19 protein-coding genes, 1 pseudogene and 1 riboswitch are annotated in these 18510 nt (G+C 73.8%); of the genes and pseudogenes, 9 read left to right on the top strand and 11 right to left on the bottom strand.

The window, feature by feature from the left end:
* Window positions 1-68: 68 nt before the first annotated feature.
* From ACFYXS_RS22690 to ACFYXS_RS22700, 3 genes are read left to right on the top strand one after another with little or no spacing between them, the layout of a single operon-like run.
* Window positions 69-974 carry an SURF1 family protein gene (locus ACFYXS_RS22690; RefSeq protein ID WP_389250938.1) on the top strand — a complete coding sequence of 302 codons (906 nt, stop codon included), beginning with the start codon at window positions 69-71 and terminating at the stop codon, window positions 972-974.
* A gap of 45 nt (window positions 975-1019) precedes the next feature.
* Window positions 1020-2834 (top strand): glycoside hydrolase family 15 protein, encoded by a 1815-nt coding sequence (locus ACFYXS_RS22695; protein ID WP_389250940.1) that lies wholly within the window; start codon window positions 1020-1022, stop codon window positions 2832-2834.
* Window positions 2819-3580 carry an SDR family oxidoreductase gene (locus ACFYXS_RS22700; protein ID WP_389250942.1) on the top strand — a complete coding sequence of 254 codons (762 nt, stop codon included), beginning with the start codon at window positions 2819-2821 and terminating at the stop codon, window positions 3578-3580. The genes ACFYXS_RS22695 and ACFYXS_RS22700 overlap by 16 nt, the downstream gene beginning before the upstream one ends.
* Before the next feature lie 20 nt (window positions 3581-3600).
* Here the strand turns inward: ACFYXS_RS22700 and ACFYXS_RS22705 are convergent, their stop codons facing one another.
* From ACFYXS_RS22705 to ACFYXS_RS22725, 5 genes are read right to left on the bottom strand one after another with little or no spacing between them, the layout of a single operon-like run.
* Window positions 3601-4179, bottom strand: a complete 579-nt coding sequence (locus ACFYXS_RS22705; RefSeq protein ID WP_389250944.1) for an alkaline shock response membrane anchor protein AmaP — start codon at window positions 4177-4179, stop codon at window positions 3601-3603.
* Window positions 4176-4769, bottom strand: a complete 594-nt coding sequence (locus ACFYXS_RS22710) for a DUF6286 domain-containing protein (protein WP_389250946.1) — start codon at window positions 4767-4769, stop codon at window positions 4176-4178. The genes ACFYXS_RS22705 and ACFYXS_RS22710 overlap by 4 nt, the downstream gene beginning before the upstream one ends.
* A complete protein-coding gene (locus tag ACFYXS_RS22715) occupies window positions 4766-5155 on the bottom strand; it encodes an Asp23/Gls24 family envelope stress response protein (protein WP_389250948.1) in 390 nt (129 codons plus the stop codon). Before ACFYXS_RS22715 ends, ACFYXS_RS22710 begins: the two co-directional genes overlap by 4 nt.
* A 9-nt stretch (window positions 5156-5164) precedes the next feature.
* Window positions 5165-5347, bottom strand: coding sequence for a hypothetical protein (locus tag ACFYXS_RS22720; protein WP_319661257.1), 183 nt, complete (start codon window positions 5345-5347; stop codon window positions 5165-5167).
* A 40-nt stretch (window positions 5348-5387) separates the two neighbouring features.
* On the bottom strand, window positions 5388-5876 hold the full coding sequence (locus ACFYXS_RS22725; RefSeq protein ID WP_360912352.1) for an Asp23/Gls24 family envelope stress response protein: 489 nt from the start codon (window positions 5874-5876) through the stop codon (window positions 5388-5390).
* 160 nt (window positions 5877-6036) lie between these two features.
* On the opposite strand from ACFYXS_RS22725, the gene ACFYXS_RS22730 reads away from it, so the two are divergent.
* Window positions 6037-6723 (top strand): nucleopolyhedrovirus P10 family protein, encoded by a 687-nt coding sequence (locus ACFYXS_RS22730; RefSeq protein ID WP_389250951.1) that lies wholly within the window; start codon window positions 6037-6039, stop codon window positions 6721-6723.
* Between the two features lie 36 nt (window positions 6724-6759).
* Here the strand turns inward: ACFYXS_RS22730 and ACFYXS_RS22735 are convergent, their stop codons facing one another.
* The 3 genes from ACFYXS_RS22735 to ACFYXS_RS22745 all read right to left on the bottom strand — a co-directional run bounded on the left by ACFYXS_RS22735 (window position 6760) and on the right by ACFYXS_RS22745 (window position 9911).
* Window positions 6760-7551 (bottom strand): enoyl-CoA hydratase/isomerase family protein, encoded by a 792-nt coding sequence (locus tag ACFYXS_RS22735; RefSeq protein WP_389250953.1) that lies wholly within the window; start codon window positions 7549-7551, stop codon window positions 6760-6762.
* A 129-nt stretch (window positions 7552-7680) separates the two neighbouring features.
* Window positions 7681-7902, bottom strand: coding sequence for a helix-turn-helix domain-containing protein (locus tag ACFYXS_RS22740; RefSeq protein WP_018560612.1), 222 nt, complete (start codon window positions 7900-7902; stop codon window positions 7681-7683).
* A 410-nt stretch (window positions 7903-8312) separates the two neighbouring features.
* Window positions 8313-9911, bottom strand: a complete 1599-nt coding sequence (locus ACFYXS_RS22745; RefSeq protein ID WP_389250956.1) for an ABC-F family ATP-binding cassette domain-containing protein — start codon at window positions 9909-9911, stop codon at window positions 8313-8315.
* 244 nt (window positions 9912-10155) lie between these two features.
* Here ACFYXS_RS22745 and ACFYXS_RS22750 point away from each other — a divergent pair.
* Window positions 10156-11054 (top strand): annotated as a pseudogene (locus tag ACFYXS_RS22750) (neutral zinc metallopeptidase).
* 133 nt (window positions 11055-11187) lie between these two features.
* Entirely contained in the window at window positions 11188-11604 is a 417-nt protein-coding gene (locus ACFYXS_RS22755) for a VOC family protein (RefSeq protein ID WP_389250958.1), read from the top strand.
* Window positions 11605-11624: 20 nt separating this feature from the next.
* Here ACFYXS_RS22755 and ACFYXS_RS22760 read toward each other — a convergent pair whose 3' ends face one another.
* From ACFYXS_RS22760 to ACFYXS_RS22770, 3 genes are all read right to left on the bottom strand, one after another.
* Window positions 11625-13004, bottom strand: coding sequence for a hypothetical protein (locus ACFYXS_RS22760; protein ID WP_389250960.1), 1380 nt, complete (start codon window positions 13002-13004; stop codon window positions 11625-11627).
* A gap of 125 nt (window positions 13005-13129) precedes the next feature.
* Window positions 13130-14242: an alpha/beta hydrolase family protein gene (locus ACFYXS_RS22765; RefSeq protein ID WP_389250963.1), complete on the bottom strand. Its 1113-nt coding sequence runs from the start codon at window positions 14240-14242 to the stop codon at window positions 13130-13132.
* Window positions 14243-14300: 58 nt separating this feature from the next.
* Window positions 14301-15020 carry a class II aldolase/adducin family protein gene (locus tag ACFYXS_RS22770; protein WP_389250965.1) on the bottom strand — a complete coding sequence of 240 codons (720 nt, stop codon included), beginning with the start codon at window positions 15018-15020 and terminating at the stop codon, window positions 14301-14303.
* A gap of 115 nt (window positions 15021-15135) precedes the next feature.
* Here ACFYXS_RS22770 and ACFYXS_RS22775 point away from each other — a divergent pair, with 115 nt between their 5' ends.
* The 3 genes from ACFYXS_RS22775 (at window position 15136) to ACFYXS_RS22785 (ending at window position 18235) form a co-directional block, all read left to right on the top strand.
* Complete coding sequence (locus ACFYXS_RS22775; RefSeq protein ID WP_389250967.1) at window positions 15136-16527, top strand: NAD(P)/FAD-dependent oxidoreductase; 1392 nt, start codon at window positions 15136-15138, stop codon at window positions 16525-16527.
* 223 nt (window positions 16528-16750) lie between these two features.
* Entirely contained in the window at window positions 16751-17977 is a 1227-nt protein-coding gene (locus ACFYXS_RS22780; protein ID WP_389250969.1) for an anion permease, read from the top strand.
* A 42-nt stretch (window positions 17978-18019) separates the two neighbouring features.
* Entirely contained in the window at window positions 18020-18235 is a 216-nt protein-coding gene (locus ACFYXS_RS22785; RefSeq protein WP_389250971.1) for a hypothetical protein, read from the top strand.
* Between the two features lie 145 nt (window positions 18236-18380).
* A riboswitch (cobalamin riboswitch) is annotated at window positions 18381-18510 on the top strand.

The following is an 18510-nucleotide window of genomic DNA, read 5'->3' on the forward strand; positions in this document are numbered from 1 at the left end:
CCGGCGACGGCACCGCCGCGTCGGACCCCTGCCGAAAGCGCCCTACGACCGAGTTGTACGGTCGTGGGGTGTACCGCTTCCTGTTGTCCCGCCAGTGGGTGATCCTCACCCTCGTCGGACTGCTGATGATGCCCACCATGGTGCGGCTGGGTTTCTGGCAGTTGCACCGGCACGAGCGCCGGGTGGCGAACAACCACCTGATCTCGGACAACCTCAAGGCGACCCCGTTGCCCGTGGAGTCGCTGACCGGCCCGGGCGCGGTCGTGCCGAAGAAGGACATCTACCGGACGGTCACCGCGACCGGCCGCTACGACACCGCCCACGAGGTCGTCGCCCGCCAGCGCACCGCCGCCGACGGCGACAGCATCGGCTACCACGTCATCACCCCCCTGGTCATGGCCGACGGCCGCGCGGTGCTGGTCAACCGGGGCTGGATCGCGGCCGGCGGCAACCTCACGAAGCTCCCGAGGATCCCGGCCGCGCCCTCCGGTGAGGTCACCGTCACCGGACGGCTGCGCCCCGACGAGACCACCTCCGAGACCGGCATCAGGAACAAGGGCGGACTCCCCGACCGCATGATCATGCTGATCAACAGCGAACTGGTCGCCAAGGACCTGCCCGCCGGGGAGAAGCCGGTCGGCGGCTACATGGAGCTGTCCGCCTCCTCGCCGAAGCCCGCGGGGCACCAGCCGGAACTGATCCCCGAGCCGGACCACAGCAGCATCGGCATGCACATGGGCTACGCCATCCAGTGGTGGCTGTTCACCGCCATGGTGCCGGTCGGCTGGGTCATCCTGGTGCGCCGGGAGCGCAAGGAGCGGCTCGCGGCGCAAGGGGCCGCCCAGCAGACCGCGAGCGGACCCGGGGAGGGCCCGGACGGGGACTCCGGCCCGGATTCCGGCAGCGAGCCCGGCAGCGACTCCGCGGAAGGGGACACGCCCGGCCAGGCGGTCGCTGCGGTCGCGTCCCCGTAGGCCGCGAGGCACCCTCTAAGGGGGGCCGAGCGCGGAGGCGGAACCGTGGCGGGATCCATCGAGAACTACGCGATCATCGGCGATCTGCAGACGGTCGCCCTGGTCGGCACCAACGGCTCCATCGACTGGCTCTGTCTGCCCCGCTTCGACTCCGGCGCCTGCTTCGCCGCGCTCCTCGGCGGCCACGACAACGGCAACTGGCGCGTCGCCCCCACGTCCGCGCCGTCCGACCAGACCTGCGCGCGCCGCGCCTACCAGGGCGACACCTTGGTGCTCGAAAGCGTCTGGGAGACCCCCTCCGGCACCGTCAAGGTGATCGACTTCATGCCGCAGCGGGACCGCGCGCCCGATGTGATCCGCATCGTCGAGGGCGTTTCCGGCAGCGTCCCGATGACCAGTGAGCTGCGACTGCGCTTCGACTACGGGCACGTCGTGCCGTGGATGCGCCGCAGCGAGGGGCACCGGGTCGCCATCGCCGGTCCCGACTCGGTGTGGCTGCGCAGCGAGCCGCTGGTCCGCATGTACGGCAAGGACTTCGCCACCTGCGCGGACTTCACCGTCTCCCAGGGCGAGCAGATCGCCTTCACCCTCACCTGGCACCCCTCGCACGAGCGGCGGCCCCGGGCGATCGACCCCTACGAGGCGCTGCGGCAGAGCGTGCGGGACTGGGAGACCTGGTCGGCCCAGTGCTGCTACGACGGCCCCTGGCGGGACGCCGTGCTGCGCTCGCTGATCACCCTCAAGGCGCTGACGTACGCGCCCAGCGGCGGCATCGTCGCGGCGGCCACGACCTCGCTGCCAGAGGAGATCCGGGGCGTGCGCAACTGGGACTACCGCTTCTGCTGGCTGCGCGACGCGACGCTGACCCTCAACGTGCTGGTCGCCACCGGCTACCTCAAGGAGGCCTACCGCTGGCGCGACTGGCTCCTGCGCGCGGTCGCCGGCGACCCCGCCGACCTGCAGATCATGTACGGGATCGCGGGCGAGCGGCGGCTGCCCGAGCAGGAGCTGGGGTGGCTGGAGGGCTACGAGGCGTCGCTGCCGGTGCGGGTCGGCAACGCCGCCGCGACGCAGTTGCAACTGGACGTCTACGGCGAGGTCCTGGACTCGCTCTATCTCGCCCGCACCCGCGGCATGCGGGACGAGCCGCACGCCTGGGCGGTGCAGCGCTCGCTGATGGACTTCCTGGAGTCGGCGTGGCGCCGGCCCGACGAGGGGCTGTGGGAGGTGCGCGGCGAACGGCAGCACTTCGTGCACTCCAAGGTGATGGCCTGGGTGGCCGCCGACCGTGCGGTCCGCACGCTGGAGGCCCGGCCGCAGCTGTCCGGCGACGTCGCGGCCTGGCGCGCGATGCGCGACGAGGTGCACCGCGAGGTGTGCCGCAAGGGCTTCGACAAGGAGCGCAACACCTTCACGCAGTACTACGGCTCCAGGGAGCTGGACGCGGCGACCCTACTCATCCCCCAGGTGGGCTTCCTGCCGGTCACCGACCGCCGGGTGATCGGCACCGTCGACGCGGTGCGCACGGAGCTGGACCACGGTGGTTTCGTCCGCCGCTACACCCTGGAGGACAGCAGCGTGGACGGGCTGCCCGGCAGTGAGGGCGCCTTCCTGGCCTGCTCGTTCTGGCTCGCCGACGCCCTGCACCGCACGGGACGCCGCGACGAGGCCCGCACCCTCTTCGAGCGGCTGCTGGGCCTGCGCAACGACGTGGGGCTGCTCGCGGAGGAGTGGGACCCGGTGGAGCGGCGTCAACTGGGCAACTTCCCGCAGGCGTTCAGCCACATCGGGCTGGTCAACACGGCACTCGCGCTCTCCGGCGGGGAAGGGGGACGACACCGGTCATGGACCTCGGACTGAGGGATCGGGTGTACATCGTCACCGGCGCCACCCGCGGGCTGGGGTTCGCCGCCGCGCGCGAACTGGTCGCGGACGGCGCGAAGGTGGTCGTCAGCGGCCGCGGCGAGAAGCCGGTGGCCGACGCCGTGGCGCGTCTGGGCGGCTCCGCGGGCGCGACCGGGGTCGTCGCCGACAACGCCGACCTGCGGACCCCGGAGCGGCTGGTCGCGGCGGCGCGGCGCGACTTCGGGCGGCTGGACGGAATGCTGATCAGCGTCGGCGGACCGCCCGCGGGCACCGCGGACGTCGTCGGCGACGACCAGTGGCGCGCGGCCTTCGAGTCGGTCTTCCTGGGCGCGGTGCGGCTGTCGCGCGCGGCGGCGGAGGAGCTGGGCGAGGGCGGGGTGATCGGCTTCGTGCTCTCCGGTTCTGTGTACGAGCCGATCCCGGGCCTGGCGATCTCCAACGGGCTGCGGCCGGGCCTGGCGGGCCACGCCAAGGACCTCGCGGGCCGGCTCGGCCCGCGCGGCATCCGTGTCGTCGGACTGGTCCCCGGAAGCATCGACACCGACCGGGCCCGCGAACTCGACGCCCTCACGGGCGACCCCGGCGCCGCCCGCGCCCGCCTCACCGAACGCATTCCGCTGCGCCGTTACGGCACCCCTGAGGAGTTCGGCCGCGCGGCCGCCTTCCTGCTGTCACCCGCCGCCTCGTACCTCACGGGGCTGATGGTGCCGGTCGACGGGGGCGCCCGCGCGGAGTACTGAGCCGCGGCGCCGGCCCGCCGTCAGGTGACCCGGGTGGCGCGGTGGCTGACGGCGCGCAGCCTGGCCTCGGCGGGGAGGGCGGGCAGTCCGGCCGAGGTGCGGGCCCGGCGCAGCACGGCACCGTCGAGCTCGTCCAGCACGGTGCCGGGGACGGCGTGCGGCGCGAGGGCGAGGAGCAGACGCGCCGTCGGGGCGGTGGGAGTCCCGGCGAGGACGGCGGCGACGTGGTCGACGCCCGGCAGCTCGGCGGCGTCCGCGGCGATGACCTCCTCCAGGGCGCGGCCGCGCAGGACCGCCCCGCCCTCGTCGTCGGCGTCCACGGTGAACCGGCGCAGCCGTCGCTCCCGCGGTTGCGCCAGCAGCCACCACAAGGCGGCGAGCACGATCAGCGCCAGAGCCGTCAGGACGGCCGGCCACCACCAGGAGGTGTCCGTGTACCGGGTACGGTCGCCGGTGGCGAGCAGGACGTCGTGAGGCCCCGTCCAGGGCCGGTCCAGCAGACCGGACCCGGCACCCAGCACGGCCGCTCCCGCAAGGAGCAGGACCAGGCCGACGAGGGCGAGCAGGACGCGGTTGACCGTGGAGCGCACCGCGCTCACCCCGTTTCCATGCGGCGTACGTGCAGCGACAGCGCGAGCGGCCGGTACAGCCCCAGCTCGTCCAGGGCCTCGGCGAGGGCCGTCTCCAGGTCGGCCCGCACCTCGGCGGTCTCCCTGAAGGCGACTTCGGCCCGGACCGCGGCCGTCCTGCGGGTCACGGCGACCTGGGCGAAGCGCACCCCGGGCACCTCCACCGCGCGGTCCCGCAGGGCGAGTTCGGCCGCGTGGCGGTCGAGTCCGGCCCGGACGCGGGCCGTTCCGGGGCGCATCGGCAGGACGTCGCGCATCCCGGGCGTCGCGGCGAGCACGAGCAGCCACAGCCCGAGCAGGACGGCGACGGAGCCCGCCGCGAGGATCCAGGGGTCGTCGACGGGGCGGGCGGCGAGGTCGTCCGCGAGCCACCTGCGCCAGGCCATGGCGGACCGTCCGGCGCGGACCGCGGCGACGTCGTAGAGCAGCAGGCCGGTGAGCGCCAGCACCACGAAGGCGGTGACGGCGGCGGGCACGCGGCGCGGGGACCAGAAGCGCCGTACCTGGGGGGACCCCGCCACGACCGCCTCCGGCTCGCGCGTGCGCGCGGCGTCGCTCATCGCACCCTCCCCTCCTCGGCCGCGTGCGAGGTCTGCGAGTGCAGCCGTTCCACCTCCACGACCACGCCCTGCACCACGATCCCGGTCAACTCCTCGACGCGTTCGGCGACATGACGTCGGACCGCACGGCTCACCTCCGCGATGTCGACCGGGTAGCCGAGTTCGACGGACAGCCGCACGTGCATCCGGTCGCGGTGGACGGAGACACTGGCCCGCGGGAACGCGCCGCGCGGCACGTGCTCCTGGCCGGGCGCGCCGGCGAGCGTCTCACGGGCGGCCTGCGCGGCGATCTTCGCCGGGACGCGGTCGGCGATGCGCAGCGAGCCGCGTTCCGCGGGGGCGAGCAGCGGAACGGAGGACGTCCTGGCCGGCTCCGCGGTCGTCATCGGGCCGCCTCACCGCCGCCGGTCGCGGGTACGGAAGAACTCCCCGGGCTCCAGATCGCCGTCGAAGTAGCGGCCGACCAGGAACCCGACGGCGCCGAGCGCCGCCACCAGCAGGAAGGCGGCGAAGCCGCCGAAGTACCCGGCGAAGCCGAGCGCCATTCCGACGATCAGTCCGATCAGGGCCATGCTCATGGTCCGCTCCCTGTCCTGCTGCCGTTGTCCGGCGCCGATGTCACTGAACCCGCTGCTCCTGGTCGTCGTCGTCCGTGTCGTCGGGCAGTTTCACGTCCCCGACGGCGATGTTGACCTCGACGACCTCCAGGCCGGTCATCCGCTCGACGGCGACGATCACGTTCTCCCGCACGGCGTGGGCGACGGACACGATGGACACGCCGTAGTCGACGACGATGTCGAGGTCGAGCGCGGCCTGCACCTCGCCGACCTCCGCCCGCACGCCGCGGGTACCGGACTTCCCGACCGGCACCCGGTCGCGCACCGCGCCGAAGCCGCGCGGGATGCCGGCGCCGAGGGCGTGCACTCCCTCCACGTCGCGGGCCGCTAGTCCGGCGATCTTCTCCACCACCCCGTCCGCGATCGTGGTCCGGCCGCGGGTCGCGGGGTCGCCGAGCGGGGCCCTGCGGCCGGTCGCCGAAGCGCCCGGGCTGGTGCCCTTCTCCAGTGTCCTGCCCCTGCCCTCGCCCTGCTGCACGGTCTCGGTCATCCCACCTCGTCCCTTCGACCTTCCGATGGCGGGAGCGGTTCGGGCTGCTCCGTGCACCACACTATGTGGGCATGCCCCGTCGCGCCGTGAGGATGCGGCGACCGGGCGAGGACGGCTGCGCACGGGCGCACGCCCTGGGGTGGAGGGAGGCGAGTCGCCGATGACCGCGGACCGGCTGGCGCAGGCGGTGCGCCGGCAACTCGGGCTCGGCCGGGTCCTGCCGCTGGGGGACGCCGGGGACACGCTGTGGGTCACCGAGAGCGCGGCGACGGCGGTGCTGCGGGCGGCCGCCGCGCGGGTACCGGGGGTACGGCTCGGGCGGCTGCGCATCGGTGCCGCGAGGCCGGACCAAGCGGCCGCGCCCGTACCGGAGTCGGCGCCCCCGGGCGCGCTGGCACGGCTGCCGCTGCGGATCGAGGGGGACTTCGAGGCCACGCCGGAACTGCCCCTGCCGGACTCGGCGCTGCGGCTGCGTGACGCGCTGTGGGAGGCCGCGGAGTACGGCGTCGGGCTGGAGCCCGCGGCGGTCGACCTGACCGTCACCGGGCTGCTGGACGCCGACGGGCCCGAACCGCCCCCGCAGGACGACCGGTCGGAACCTCCGGCCGCTTCCACCGCCGACGACAGGGCGCCGGGTTCCACCACGGCGCGGGCGGCGGCCGCCGCGGTGCCGGGGGTCGCCCGGCTCACCGCGCGGCTGGGCGGGCAGGCCCATCCGGCCAGGGTCCAGATCGCCGTCGACGCGGGGCACCGCGCGCGGGACGTCGCGCGCGCGGTCGCCACAGCCGTGACGGCCGTGACGGGGGACGTCACCACCGTCGTGGTCACCGACATCGCCCCCGGCTGAGGACAGCCGGGGGCTGGACGTGACCGGGCCCGGCCGCTACTCCCCGGCGCCCGCGAGGTCGCGCAGCCGGCGGCCCTGCGCGGCCCGTTCGGCGGCGCGCTGCTCGTCGTACGCACGGCCGGAGGCCTCGCGGAGCAGCGCCTTGGTCTCGATCACGGCGTCGCGCGGCGCGGCCAGCAGGGCGGCGGCGAGGTCGTTGACGGTGGCGTCGAGTGCGCCGGCCGGGACGGCGATGTTGGCCAGGCCGGTGCGCACGGCCTCGTCGGCGTGGACGAAGCGGCCGGTGGCGCAGATCTCCATGGCCCGCGCGTAGCCGACCAGTTCGGTCAGCGGCTTGGTGCCGCCCAGGTCGGGGACGAGGCCCAGGCCGGTCTCGCGCATCGCGAACTGCACGTCGTCGGCGACGACGCGCAGATCGCAGGCGAGAGCCAACTGGAAGCCGGCACCGATCGCGTGCCCCTGGACGACGGCGATCGTGACGATGTCATTGCGCCGCCACCAGGTGAACGCCGACTGGTACTCGGCGATCGTGGCATCGAGCTTGCCCTCGGACGCACGGGCGAGATCGATGAACGACGGCTCGCCGTCGAATCCCTCCGGCGTGAAGGCCTGCCGGTCGAGTCCGGCGGAGAAGGACAGTCCCTCCGCGCGGAGCACGACCACCCGCACACTGCCCGGCAGAAGCCGGCCCGCTTCCTCCAGCGCCCGCCACAACGCGGGCGACTGGGCGTTCCGCTTGGCCGGGTTGCACAACGTCACGGTGGCGACACTGTCGTCCGCCGTGAGCCGTACACCGTCACGCTCCAGCAGCACTGTGGGGTCAGACATCGGGCACCTCCGAGCGATCCGCAGACTTGATTACCGAAGAGTAACCACCCGGTCGGCCATTTCCGCGACCGGGTGGCCCTGTCATGTCCTCGGACCACTGCATACCGCTGTGCCAGGCGCCGACCTCTGTCAGGCCGTGGAAACCTTCTTGCCCCGTGTGGCTCCGCCGCGACCACGCAAGGTCACGCCGGACTCACTGAGCATGCGGTGGACGAAGCCATAGGAGCGGCCGGTTTCCTCGGCCAGTGCTCGGATGCTTGCCCCACCGTCGTACTTCTTCTTGAGGTCTGCCGCGAGCTTCTCGCGCGCGGCGCCGGTCACCCGGCTGCCCTTCTTCAGAGTCTCGGCCACCCGTGCCTCCTCTAGGGAAGTGCGCTCTGTGACTCTCATGATCACCCCTAGGAGACTTCCTGGCCACCCATTCGGCAAGGTCCGTGCAACAACATTCGGACCCCTGTTGACGTGGAAGCCGGGCGCCGCGGGAGGCGAAATCGGGCATTCCGCCGCGCGGGCCGCGCGACCCTTCCGAAACCGCCTGAGAAAGGGCAGGTCACCAAGGTCGGTAAGGAGTTTCCCCATGTGACGCGGCTGATCGACTCCGCCGTTCGACGGATCGCACGTCGGCGCGCCGGAGTACGAGCCGGTCTCACACCAATGAAGGATCACCCGTCGGCCGAATGATCCAGGTGATTGATCCACACGGATGATCGGCCGCGCGTCGACGGGCCCCCGGACGGCTCCCCCGGAGCCGCGCCGGAGGGTCAGGCGAGCGACACGAGGTCCACGTAGTCCTTGCCCCACAGGTCCTCGACGCCGTCGGGCAGCAGGATGATCCGCTCGGGCTGGAGCGCCTCCACCGCGCCCTCGTCGTGCGTGACGAGCACGACGGCGCCGGTGAACGTGCGCAGCGCGCCGAGGATCTCCTCGCGGCTGGCCGGGTCGAGGTTGTTGGTCGGCTCGTCGAGCAGCAGCACATTGGCGCTGGAGACGACGAGGGTGGCGAGCGCGAGACGGGTCTTCTCGCCGCCGGACAGGACGCCCGCGGGCTTGTCGGCGTCGTCGCCGGAGAAGAGGAACGAGCCGAGGATCTTGCGGACGGCGACCAGGTCCATGTCGGGGGCGGCGGAGCGCATGTTCTCCAGCACGGTGCGGTCCGGGTCGAGGGTCTCGTGCTCCTGGGCGTAGTAGCCGAGCTTCAGGCCGTGACCGGGGACGACCTCGCCGGTGTCGGGCTGCTCCGCGCCCGCCAGCAGCCGCAGCAGGGTGGTCTTGCCGGCGCCGTTGAGGCCGAGGATGACGACCCGGGAGCCCCGGTCGATGGCCAGGTCGACGTCGGTGAAGATCTCCAGGGAGCCGTACGACTTCGACAGGCCGGTCGCCGTGAGCGGCGTCTTGCCGCAGGGCGCGGGGTCCGGGAAGCGCAGCTTGGCGACCTTGTCGGACTGCCGCACCGCCTCCAGCCCGGACAGCAGCTTGTCGGCGCGGCGGGCCATGTTCTGGGCCGCGACGGTCTTGGTCGCTTTGGCGCGCATCTTGTCGGCCTGGGCGTTGAGGGTCGCGGCCTTCTTCTCGGCGTTGGCGCGCTCGCGCTTGCGGCGCTTCTCGTCCGCCTCGCGCTGGGTGAGGTACTGCTTCCAGCCCATGTTGTAGACGTCGATCTGGGAGCGGTTGGCGTCCAGGTAGAAGACCTTGTTGACGACCGTCTCGACCAGGTTGATGTCGTGGGAGATCACGACGAAGCCGCCGCGGTAGGTCTTCAGGAAGTCCCGCAGCCACAGGATCGAGTCGGCGTCCAAGTGGTTGGTCGGCTCGTCCAGCAACAGGGTGTCGGCGTCGGAGAAGAGGATGCGGGCCAGCTCCACACGGCGCCGCTGACCGCCGGAGAGGGTGTGCAGCGGCTGGGCGAGCACGCGGTCGGGCAGGCTCAGGGCGGCGGCGATGGTCGCGGCCTCGGCCTCGGCCGCGTAGCCGCCCTTGGTGAGGAACTCGGTCTCCAGGCGCGCGTACTTCTTCATCGCGTTCTCGCGGGTGGCGCCCTTGCCGCTGGCCATCCGCTCCTCGTTCTCGCGCATCTTGCGCAGGACCGTGTCCAGGCCGCGGGCGGACAGGATGCGGTCGCGGGCGAGGACGTCCAGGTCGCCGGTGCGCGGGTCCTGCGGCAGGTAGCCGACCTCACCGGCGCGGGTGACGCTGCCGCCGGCGGGCATGCCCTCGCCGGCGAGCACCTTGGTGAGGGTGGTCTTGCCGGCGCCGTTGCGGCCGACCAGGCCGACGCGGTCGCCGCGGGCGATGCGGAAGGAGGCGGACTCGATGAGGACGCGGGCTCCGGCGCGCAGCTCGATGCCAGTGGCAGTGATCACGGGAAGGGCTCCTGGGCGTGGCGGACGGCTATCGGGAAGGCCGCGCCAGCGCGTCGTGGGTGGTGGGTGGCGGGCGACGTGCAGGCGGAGGGGTCGCGGTCTGCGACGGCCGTCTAATGCGCGTGGAGTACTGCCATGCGTCCAGTCTACCGGGGGCGCCGCGGTGGCCCGGCAAACGGTTTCCGGCCGCCGGGGCCGGAAGGCGCGCCTGCGCCGAGCAGGGCCGCGGCAGATAATCGGGGGTATGCAGTTCGACGACGACGCGCCGCTCGACAGCTCCGAGGTCGAGGACCGGCGGGGCGGCTCGTCCGGCGGCGGGCGCGGGCGGATGGTAGGGGGCGGCATCGCGGGGCTGGTCGTGGTCGTCGTGGGGCTGATCTTCGGCATCAGCCCGGACCGGCTGGGGCTCTCCGACGACCCGCCGGCCCGCGCGCCGGGGGCCGGCTCGGGGCCGAACCTCGCGTCGGGCTGCCGGACGGGGGCGGACGCCAGCACCCGAGCACCCGGCAGGACTGCCGCATGGTCGCCGTGATCAACAACGTGCAGGACTACTGGACGGCGGAGTTCCGGCGCCGGGGCGCGGTCTACCGGCCCGCGCCGACGGTCTTCTTCGACCAGCCGGTCCGCACGGGCTGCGGCGTGGCCGACCCCTCGTCGGGGCCCTTCTACTGCCCCGCGGACCGCAAGGTCTACCTGGACCTGGACTTCTTCGCCACGCTCAGCCGCCGGTTCGGGGCCGAGGGAGGCCCGTTCGCGGAGAGCTACGTCGTCGCCCACGAGTACGGGCACCACGTGCAGGACCTGGCGGGCACCCTCGGTTCTGCGCAGGACGGCCGCACGGGGGCGAACAGCGACTCGGTGCGGGTGGAGCTGCAGGCGGACTGCTACGCGGGCGTGTGGGCCCGCCGCGCCACCACCACCCGCGACGAGACCGGCGGCACGTTGATCACGGGGCTGACCGACGCCGACATCCGGCAGGGCCTGGACGCGGCGGCAGCGGTCGGGGACGACGCGATCCAGTCGCGGGTGCAGGGGCGGGTCGACCCGGACTCGTGGACGCACGGCTCGTCCGCCCAGCGGCAGCAGTGGTTCGGCACGGGCCTGCGGACCGGAAACCTGGACGGCTGCGACACCTTCCGCTGAGCCCCGCTCCGGCCCGCCTCCCCGCGGGTTCCGCCAGTGCGAGGGCCGTTGTCGTACCCCCCTGCCAGACTGAGATCCACGTGAGATCCACGTCACATCGGCGGAGACGTTTCCGAAGGGGAGAGTGATCGTCATGGCAGGCAACGGAGCCGCGCCCACGGTCTGTCCGGCGCTGCGGTACAAGGACGCCAGGGCCGCCATCGCCTTCCTCAAGGACGCCTTCGGCTTCACGGAGGTCGCCGTGCACGAGGGCGGCGACGGCACCGTACTGCACGCGGAACTCGCCTACGGCAACGGCCTGGTGATGCTGGGCAGCGAGCGGTCGGGCACCCCGTTCAGCCGGATCGCCGGGGACCTCGGCGCGGTCTCGGTCTACGTGGTGGTCGACGACACCGACGCCCACCACGCGCGGGCGGTCGCGGCGGGCGCGGAGGTCGTGCTGCCGCTCACCGACCAGGACTACGGGTCGCGGGACTACACCGCCCGCGACCCCGAGGGCAACCTCTGGTCCTTCGGCACCTACGCCCCGCGGATACCGGCCCTGGAATGACCGGGCCGGCGCGGCAGGCGTCACTCCCCGCCGGTGTGCACCTGGAAGGCGGCCCGGCGCATCGCCTTGGCGAGCGCGGGGTCCGGGTGGGCGGCGGCGAGGGCGACGAGCACCTGGACGGTGCGCGGGTGCCCGGCGACGCGGAGCTCGTCGAGCAGACGGGACACCGAACCCTGCAGGGCGGCGTCGAGGTGGCCCACCAGCAGATGGCTCTCGCCGTGGTCGGCGACGGCCGCCGCGGTGTCCACCCACAGCCAGGTGGCCTCCTCGCGGGTGAGCAGGGCCGCGACGTCCTCGGGGTCGGCGCCCTCGTGCTCGGCGAGCCACATCAGGGCGTAGGGGCGCAGTCCCGGCTCGTCGACCACGTGCCGCACGGCCGGCTCGGCGGCGCCGCCGACGACGCGCAGCGCCTCGAAGGCGAGCCCGCGCAGCAGGGCGTCGTCGCCGCGGGCCACGTCCAGGAACTCGGCGACGGCCTGGGCCACCGGGCGGGCGGCGAGCCATGCCTTGTACTCGTCGCGGGCCGCGCCCGGTGCCATGCCGATGCACGCCTTGAGCATCTCCTCGGCGGAGTGCTCGAAGTGCCCGGCCGGGCCTTGGGCGGCGACGCAGATCTGCTCCAGCTTGACCCACACCGCCCAGCTGCCGAGCGTGGTGATGGTGACCTCGCCGGGGCGGGCCGGGTCCCGCGGCTGCAGGGCGCCGACGCGGGCCAGCGCGTCCAGCGTCCAGTCCAGGAGCGGGGGCAGGTCGTCACGGCCGCCGCCGGCCGGGGGCTCGTGCCGCTCCGCGCGTAGCTCGTCGACCCGCTGGCGGAGCAGATCGAGCAGGGCCTCCACGGCGACCGGCCCGGAGGACAGGTGCAGGAGGGAGAGCAACTGGGGGGCGGCCTCGACGACTTCGGCGACGAGAGCGGGGTCGGCGCCGGCGCACGCCGGATCGAGCGCCGCGGGGTGCGCCAGCGACCAGGCGTCGAAGAGCGCGACCCAGCCGCGCAGCACGGCGGTGTCGTCGCGGTCCCAGGCGCGCAGCCGCCAACCTGGGCGCGCGGCACCGCCCTTGTGGAGCTCGATGAGGCCGGCCAGCCGGGCCCGGTCCCAGGCGGAGCGGACCTGGTGATCCGTCAGGGTCAGCGCGGCGACGGCCCGTCGGACGTCGGCATCCCGCAGTATCCCGGCCGTGCCGGGGGCGGCACCGACCGCGGGGTCGGCCCAGTGGGCCAGCCGGACCGCGTCGGCGAGTTCGGTACGGGCCTTCCTGGCCAGCTCCGGCAGTGCCGGGATGCCCTCCGGCGGCCTCGGCGGGCGGTTTCGGCGCGTCGCGGCGACACGGCGCGCGGCGGCCAGGGGCCTGCGCGGAACGAGACGCAGCGGAGTGTCTCGCGGGATACGGGACGTCACGGGAGCAGTCTTGCGGGTGAGCACCCGGAAACCCAAACGAGCGTCCCCCTCCGCCACCCGGGGTCGTACGGTTTGCCAGTGGATATACCCATTTATTCACTCTCGCACGAGAGAAAACGGGGAGGCTACAGGAGGGGGGTGAGGAAGCGCCGGACGGCCTCCTCGTAGGATTGTGGGTTTGCGTTCCACATTGCCGCGTGCGAGGCGTCGTCCACCGGGTACAGCATGACCAGATCCGGCCGGAGGCGGGCGAGTTCACGGGACGGACCCCAGGGCGCGAGGGTGTCGCCGGGTCCGTGGAAGATCAGCGTCGGCACGCTGAACCGGCCGGGCGCGGCGGCCTCGGCGATGCGTTCCGCGTGCAGGCCGGTACGGCCCTCGGCGGCGCGTACGCCCAGCGGCAGCAGGGCGCGGGGCGTGCCCCGGGCGGCCGCGGCGGCGCGGACCGTGCACTGCCAGTTCAGCACCGGGGAGTCCAGCACCATGCCGGCGACCAGGGCCCGCAGCGGGGAGTCGCACGCCGCCCGGAGCGCCATGGTGGCGCCGGCGGACCAGCCGTAGAGCACCAGGCGGCGCGCGCCGTGCCGGACCGCGTAGCGCATGGCCGCGTCCAGGTCGCGCCATTCGGAGTCGCCGAGGTGCCCGATGCCGTCCGGGGACCGCGGCGCCCCCTGGTCGTTGCGGTAGGCGAGCAGCAGCGCGGGCAGCCGCAGCGCGTGCAGGGTGGGCAGCACCACCATGGCGTGCTCGCGGGTGGTGCCGAGACCGTGCGCGAGGACCACCCAGGTGTCGCGGGCGCCGTCGACGAGCCACCCGGGCATCCGGCCGAGTTCGCCGGGGATCTCGACGTCCCGGTACGCCAGGCCGAGCGCCGAGGCGGGGTCGCCGTCGTAGACCTGCGGGGTGAGCCGGACCCGCTGCCCCGCGGCCAGGGCGCCCTGCCCCACGCGCAGCAGCCGCCGGGTCACCGAGTCGGGAGCGGTGGACAGGACGTCGCCGACGGTGGCGTGCACGCCGGGGCCGGTGATGCCGTGGATCCCGCGCCGGCCGGCGCCGAGGGTCCGGGTGAGGGTGACCTCGCGGTCGGTCGCCGAGTGCACCGTCAGCGACTCGGGGTCGGGGCCGTCGGTGCGCGGCTTCAGGGCAAGCTCCGACACGTGCCGCCCGGCCGCCACCGCGGCCGCACCGGCACCGAACGCTGTCGTGGCGGCCAGGGCCGCGGCGGTCGTGAGGCGCATCCGTTCCAGTGTCGGGGCGGGTGTTCGGGGCGGCCAGTGCTGGGCGCCGTCCGGGGAGCTACTCCGGGCCGTCCTCGGCGCCGTCCCCGCGGCCGTCCAGGGCGCCGGGCAGGCCGTCCTCGGCGCCGGGCTGCCCGTACTGGCGCAGTTTCTCGGCGACCCTGGCGAGTTCGATCTTCGACAGCAAGGAGGGCGAGAACCCGGCCACGGAGCGGGCGGCGAGCCAGACCTGGCACATCCACTCCAACTGCGCGGTGCGGTCGTAGGCCTGCTCCAGATCGTCGCCGTAGACGATGGTGCCGTGGTTGCGCAGCAGGCAGCCGGTGCGGTCGCGCAACGCGCGCAGCACGTTGGCGGCCAGTTCCTCGCTGCCGTAGGTGGCGTAGTCGGCGACGCGGATCCGCCCGCCGAGCGCGGCGGCCATGTAGTGGATGGCGGGCAGTTCGTACAGCAGCGTGGAGACGGCGGTGGCGTGCACGGCGTGGGTGTGGACGACGGCGCCGGCGTCGGTGTTGCGGTAGATCGCCAGGTGCATGGAGAGTTCGCTGGTCGGCCGGAGCGTGCCGAGCACCTGCCGGCCCGCCAGGTCCACGCCGACCGTGTCGTCGGGGCCGAGCCGGTGGTAGGGCACGCCGCTGGGGGTGACGAGGACGAGGTCGCCGCCCACCCGGGCGGAGACATTGCCGGACGTACCGACCACCAGTCCGTCGGCGACGGAGCGCCGGGCCGTGTCCACGAGTTCCGACCAGGCCTTGCCCACCGTGTCCTGCACCGACATCCGTGCCACCTCCGGGCGCTGATCCTGACAGGTTGGGCGTTGCCGCACACTCCCGGGGCACAGTAGCGTCCCGGCACACCGCAGACCGATCACCCTTACGAATTGCAGGGGCACCATGACCACCGTCAACGGCGGCATCTCCTTCTGGTACGCGAAGTCCGGCCTCCCCGTGCCGCGCGAGCCGCTGCCGGGCGACACGACGGCCGACGTGTGCATCGTCGGTGGCGGCTACACCGGCCTGTGGACCGCCTACTACCTGAAGAAGGCCGTGCCGTTCCTGCGGATCGTCGTCCTGGAGCAGCGTTTCTGCGGCTACGGCGCCTCCGGCCGTAACGGCGGCTGGCTCTACAACGGCATCGCCGGCCGCGACCGCTACGCCGCCCTGCACGGCCGGGACTCCGCGATCGCCCTGCAGCGGGCGATGAACGAGACCGTGGACGAGGTGATCCGGGTCGCGGCGGAGGAGGGCATCGACGCGGACGTCCACAAGGGCGGTGTCCTGGAGGTCGCCCACTCCCCCGCCCAACTCGCCCGTCTGCGGGCCTTCCACGAGGCGGAGGTCGCCTTCGGCGAGAAGGACCGGCTGCTGCTGGGCGCCGCCGAGTCCGCCCGCCGGGTGCGTGTCGCGGGCACGGCGGGCGGCACGTGGACGCCGCACGGCGCCCGCGTCCACCCGGCGAAGCTGGTGCAGGGCCTGGCGCGGGCGGTGGAGGCGCTCGGCGTGGTGATCCACGAGTCGACGCCGGTGACGGAGATCAGGCCCAAGCACGCGCTGACGCCGTACGGCAGCGTGCGCGCCCCCTATGTGCTGCGCTGCACCGAGGGCTTCACGGCGGCGATCAAGGGCCACAAGCGGTCCTGGCTGCCGATGAACTCCTCGATGGTGGTGACCGAGCCGCTGCCCGCCGAGGTGTGGGACACCATCGGCTGGGAGGGCCGCGAGACCCTGGGCGACATGGCGCACGCCTACATGTACGCGCAGCGCACGGCCGACGACCGCATCGCCCTCGGCGGCCGCGGGGTGCCGTACCGCTTCGGCTCGCGCACCGACAACGACGGGCGCACCCGGCCGGAGACGGTCGAGGCGCTGCGGGCGATCCTGGTGCGCTTCTTCCCGGCCGCGGCGCGGGTCGGCATCGAGCACGCGTGGTCGGGCGTGCTGGGCGTGCCGCGCGACTGGTGCGCGACGGTGGAGCTGGACCGCTCGACGGGGCTCGGCTGGGCGGGCGGTTACGTCGGCAGCGGCGTGGCCACGGCGAACCTGGCGGCGCGCACCCTGCGGGACCTGGTGCAGCTCGACTCGGGCCAGGGGCACGGCACGGAGCTGACGGCCCTGCCCTGGGTGCACCACCGGGTCCGCCGCTGGGAGCCCGAACCGTTCCGCTGGATCGGCGTGCACGGCCTCTACGCGGCCTACCGCGCCGCCGACCGCCGCGAACAGTCCGGCCGCAGCGCCGAGACGGACTCCCTGGCCCGGGCGGCCGACCGGATCTCGGGGCGCCACTGACGGCTCCCTCGCCGGGGTCCGGTCGGGCCCCGGCGAGGTGAGAAGCGTCTCCCCTGCGGGGCTCCCGCGGACGCGGGCACGGCCCGCGGAGGCCGTGGCCCCGGGCAGCGCACAGGACCCCCGGAGCCCCAGCACTCCATGGATCCCCACCGTTCACTTTCCGTTCACTCAGACTCCGTACGGTCGCCACCGCCGCTGTCGGATCGAACGAATGCCTGGGTACATGGAACACATCACGCTCCTGATCGGAATCGTGATTATCACCGCGCTCGTGTTCGACTTCACGAACGGTTTCCACGACACCGCCAACGCGATGGCCACCACCATCTCCACCGGCGCACTGGGCCCCCGGACAGCGGTGGCGATGTCCGCCGTGCTGAACCTCGTCGGAGCGTTCCTCTCGGTGGAGGTCGCCAGGACGATCTCCGGGGGGATCCTCGACGAGACCGCCGGGATCAGGCCCGAGGTCATCTTCGCCGGGCTGGTCGGCGCCATCGTCTGGAACCTGCTGACCTGGCTGGCGGGGCTCCCCTCCAGTTCCTCGCACGCCCTGTTCGGCGGGCTGATCGGCGCCTCCGTCGCGTCCGCCGGGTTCGGGGCGGTCAACGGCGACGCGGTCGTCATGAAGGTCCTCGTCCCGGCCGTCTGCGCCCCGGTCGTCGCCGGGGTCGCCTCGCTGCTGGCGACCCGCCTGACCTACCGCATCAGCCGCGGCAGCGACCCGGCCGCGACCGCCAAGGGCTACCGGGCCGGCCAGATCGCCTCGGCGGGCCTGGTCTCCCTCGCGCACGGCACGAACGACGCGCAGAAGACGATGGGCGTCATCACGCTCGCCCTCATCGCCGGCGACGTCGTCGCCCCCGACTCCGACCCGCCGCTGTGGGTCATCGTCTCGGCGGGCCTGGCCATCGCGCTGGGCACGTTCATCGGCGGCTGGCGGATCATCCGCACCATGGGCAAGGGCATCACCGACATCCAGCCGCCGCAGGGCTTCGCCGCCCAGACCGGCGCCGCGGCCGTCATCCTGGCCTCCTCGCACCTCGGCTTCTCGCTGTCCACCACGCAGGTCTGCTCCGGTTCCGTCATGGGCGCCGGTGTGGGCCGCAAGGGCGGTGTCGTCCGCTGGAGCACCGCGGGCCGCATGGCCGCCGCCTGGGCGCTGACCCTGCCCGCCGCCGGCCTGGTCGCGGCGGGCGCCGCGCTCCTGGCCGACCAGGGCGATGCCGGCGTCACCGCGGTCGCCGTGCTGGCGCTCGCCGTGTGCGCCGCGATCTGGGTGGCCGCGCGCCGCAGGCCGGTCGACCACACCAACGTCAACGACGACCGCACGGACGCCGGGGAGCCGGGCATCGTCACCGCGGCCGTCGCCGCCGTGACGCCGCCGCCCGCGGGCCCCCTCGGCCCCGTGACCCCGCCCGCCGACGCCGACCCCGCCAAGGCCACCGCCTGACGGCGGGCACCCGCCCCACCGGTCCCGGAAGGACACAGCAGCATGCACATCGACTGGGCTGCCCTCGGCTCCGTCTTCGGCGTCAGCCTCGCCGCCACCGTCGGCCTCGTGGGCCTCTTCACCCTCGGCATCGTCGGCCTGTCCCGGCCGTCCGCTACCGGCGCCGGCCAGGGCGCCGTGGTGCGCACGGGCGCGTACGCGTGCTTCGCGCTGTGCGCGGCGGCCGTGGCGTACGGGATCTTCCTCATCGTCGCCTGACACCGCGCGACGCGGCGCGAACTCGGCCCCGGCTCCCGGCCCTTCCGGTTGTGAGCTGGGGTTTCCGCGATTCCGGGCCGCTACGGGGTGAGTTGACGGGCCGGATCGGCGCGTGGTGGTATCGGAACCGCCACACGGCGGCAGGAGAGGAAGTCCGGTGCGAATCCGGCGCGGTCCCGCCACTGTCACCGGGGAGCGCGCCTCCACCAGCGGCCACGGCCCGTACCACGGGCTGGAAGGCCGGGGGTGCCGCCGATCCGGGAGCCAGGAGACTC

The organism is Streptomyces sp. NPDC002574 (assembly GCF_042889545.1).
Lineage (GTDB): Bacteria > Actinomycetota > Actinomycetes > Streptomycetales > Streptomycetaceae > Actinacidiphila.

Bases quoted from the DNA above. Each gene is read 5' to 3' on its own strand.
- ACFYXS_RS22770 (WP_389250965.1), bottom strand. From the start codon at position 15,020: ATGTCGGTGCAGGACACGGTGGGCAAGGCCTGGTCGGAACTCGTGGAC.
- ACFYXS_RS22780 (WP_389250969.1), top strand. From the start codon at position 16,751: ATGGAACACATCACGCTCCTGATCGGAATCGTGATTATCACCGCGCTC.
- ACFYXS_RS22700 (WP_389250942.1), top strand. From the start codon at position 2,819: ATGGACCTCGGACTGAGGGATCGGGTGTACATCGTCACCGGCGCCACC.
- ACFYXS_RS22710 (WP_389250946.1), bottom strand. From the start codon at position 4,769: ATGAGCGACGCCGCGCGCACGCGCGAGCCGGAGGCGGTCGTGGCGGGG.
- ACFYXS_RS22755 (WP_389250958.1), top strand. From the start codon at position 11,188: ATGGCAGGCAACGGAGCCGCGCCCACGGTCTGTCCGGCGCTGCGGTAC.
- ACFYXS_RS22725 (WP_360912352.1), bottom strand. From the start codon at position 5,876: ATGACCGAGACCGTGCAGCAGGGCGAGGGCAGGGGCAGGACACTGGAG.
- ACFYXS_RS22785 (WP_389250971.1), top strand. From the start codon at position 18,020: ATGCACATCGACTGGGCTGCCCTCGGCTCCGTCTTCGGCGTCAGCCTC.
- ACFYXS_RS22730 (WP_389250951.1), top strand. From the start codon at position 6,037: ATGACCGCGGACCGGCTGGCGCAGGCGGTGCGCCGGCAACTCGGGCTC.
- ACFYXS_RS22720 (WP_319661257.1), bottom strand. From the start codon at position 5,347: ATGAGCATGGCCCTGATCGGACTGATCGTCGGAATGGCGCTCGGCTTC.
- ACFYXS_RS22775 (WP_389250967.1), top strand. From the start codon at position 15,136: ATGACCACCGTCAACGGCGGCATCTCCTTCTGGTACGCGAAGTCCGGC.
- ACFYXS_RS22715 (WP_389250948.1), bottom strand. From the start codon at position 5,155: ATGACGACCGCGGAGCCGGCCAGGACGTCCTCCGTTCCGCTGCTCGCC.
- ACFYXS_RS22735 (WP_389250953.1), bottom strand. From the start codon at position 7,551: ATGTCTGACCCCACAGTGCTGCTGGAGCGTGACGGTGTACGGCTCACG.
- ACFYXS_RS22765 (WP_389250963.1), bottom strand. From the start codon at position 14,242: ATGCGCCTCACGACCGCCGCGGCCCTGGCCGCCACGACAGCGTTCGGT.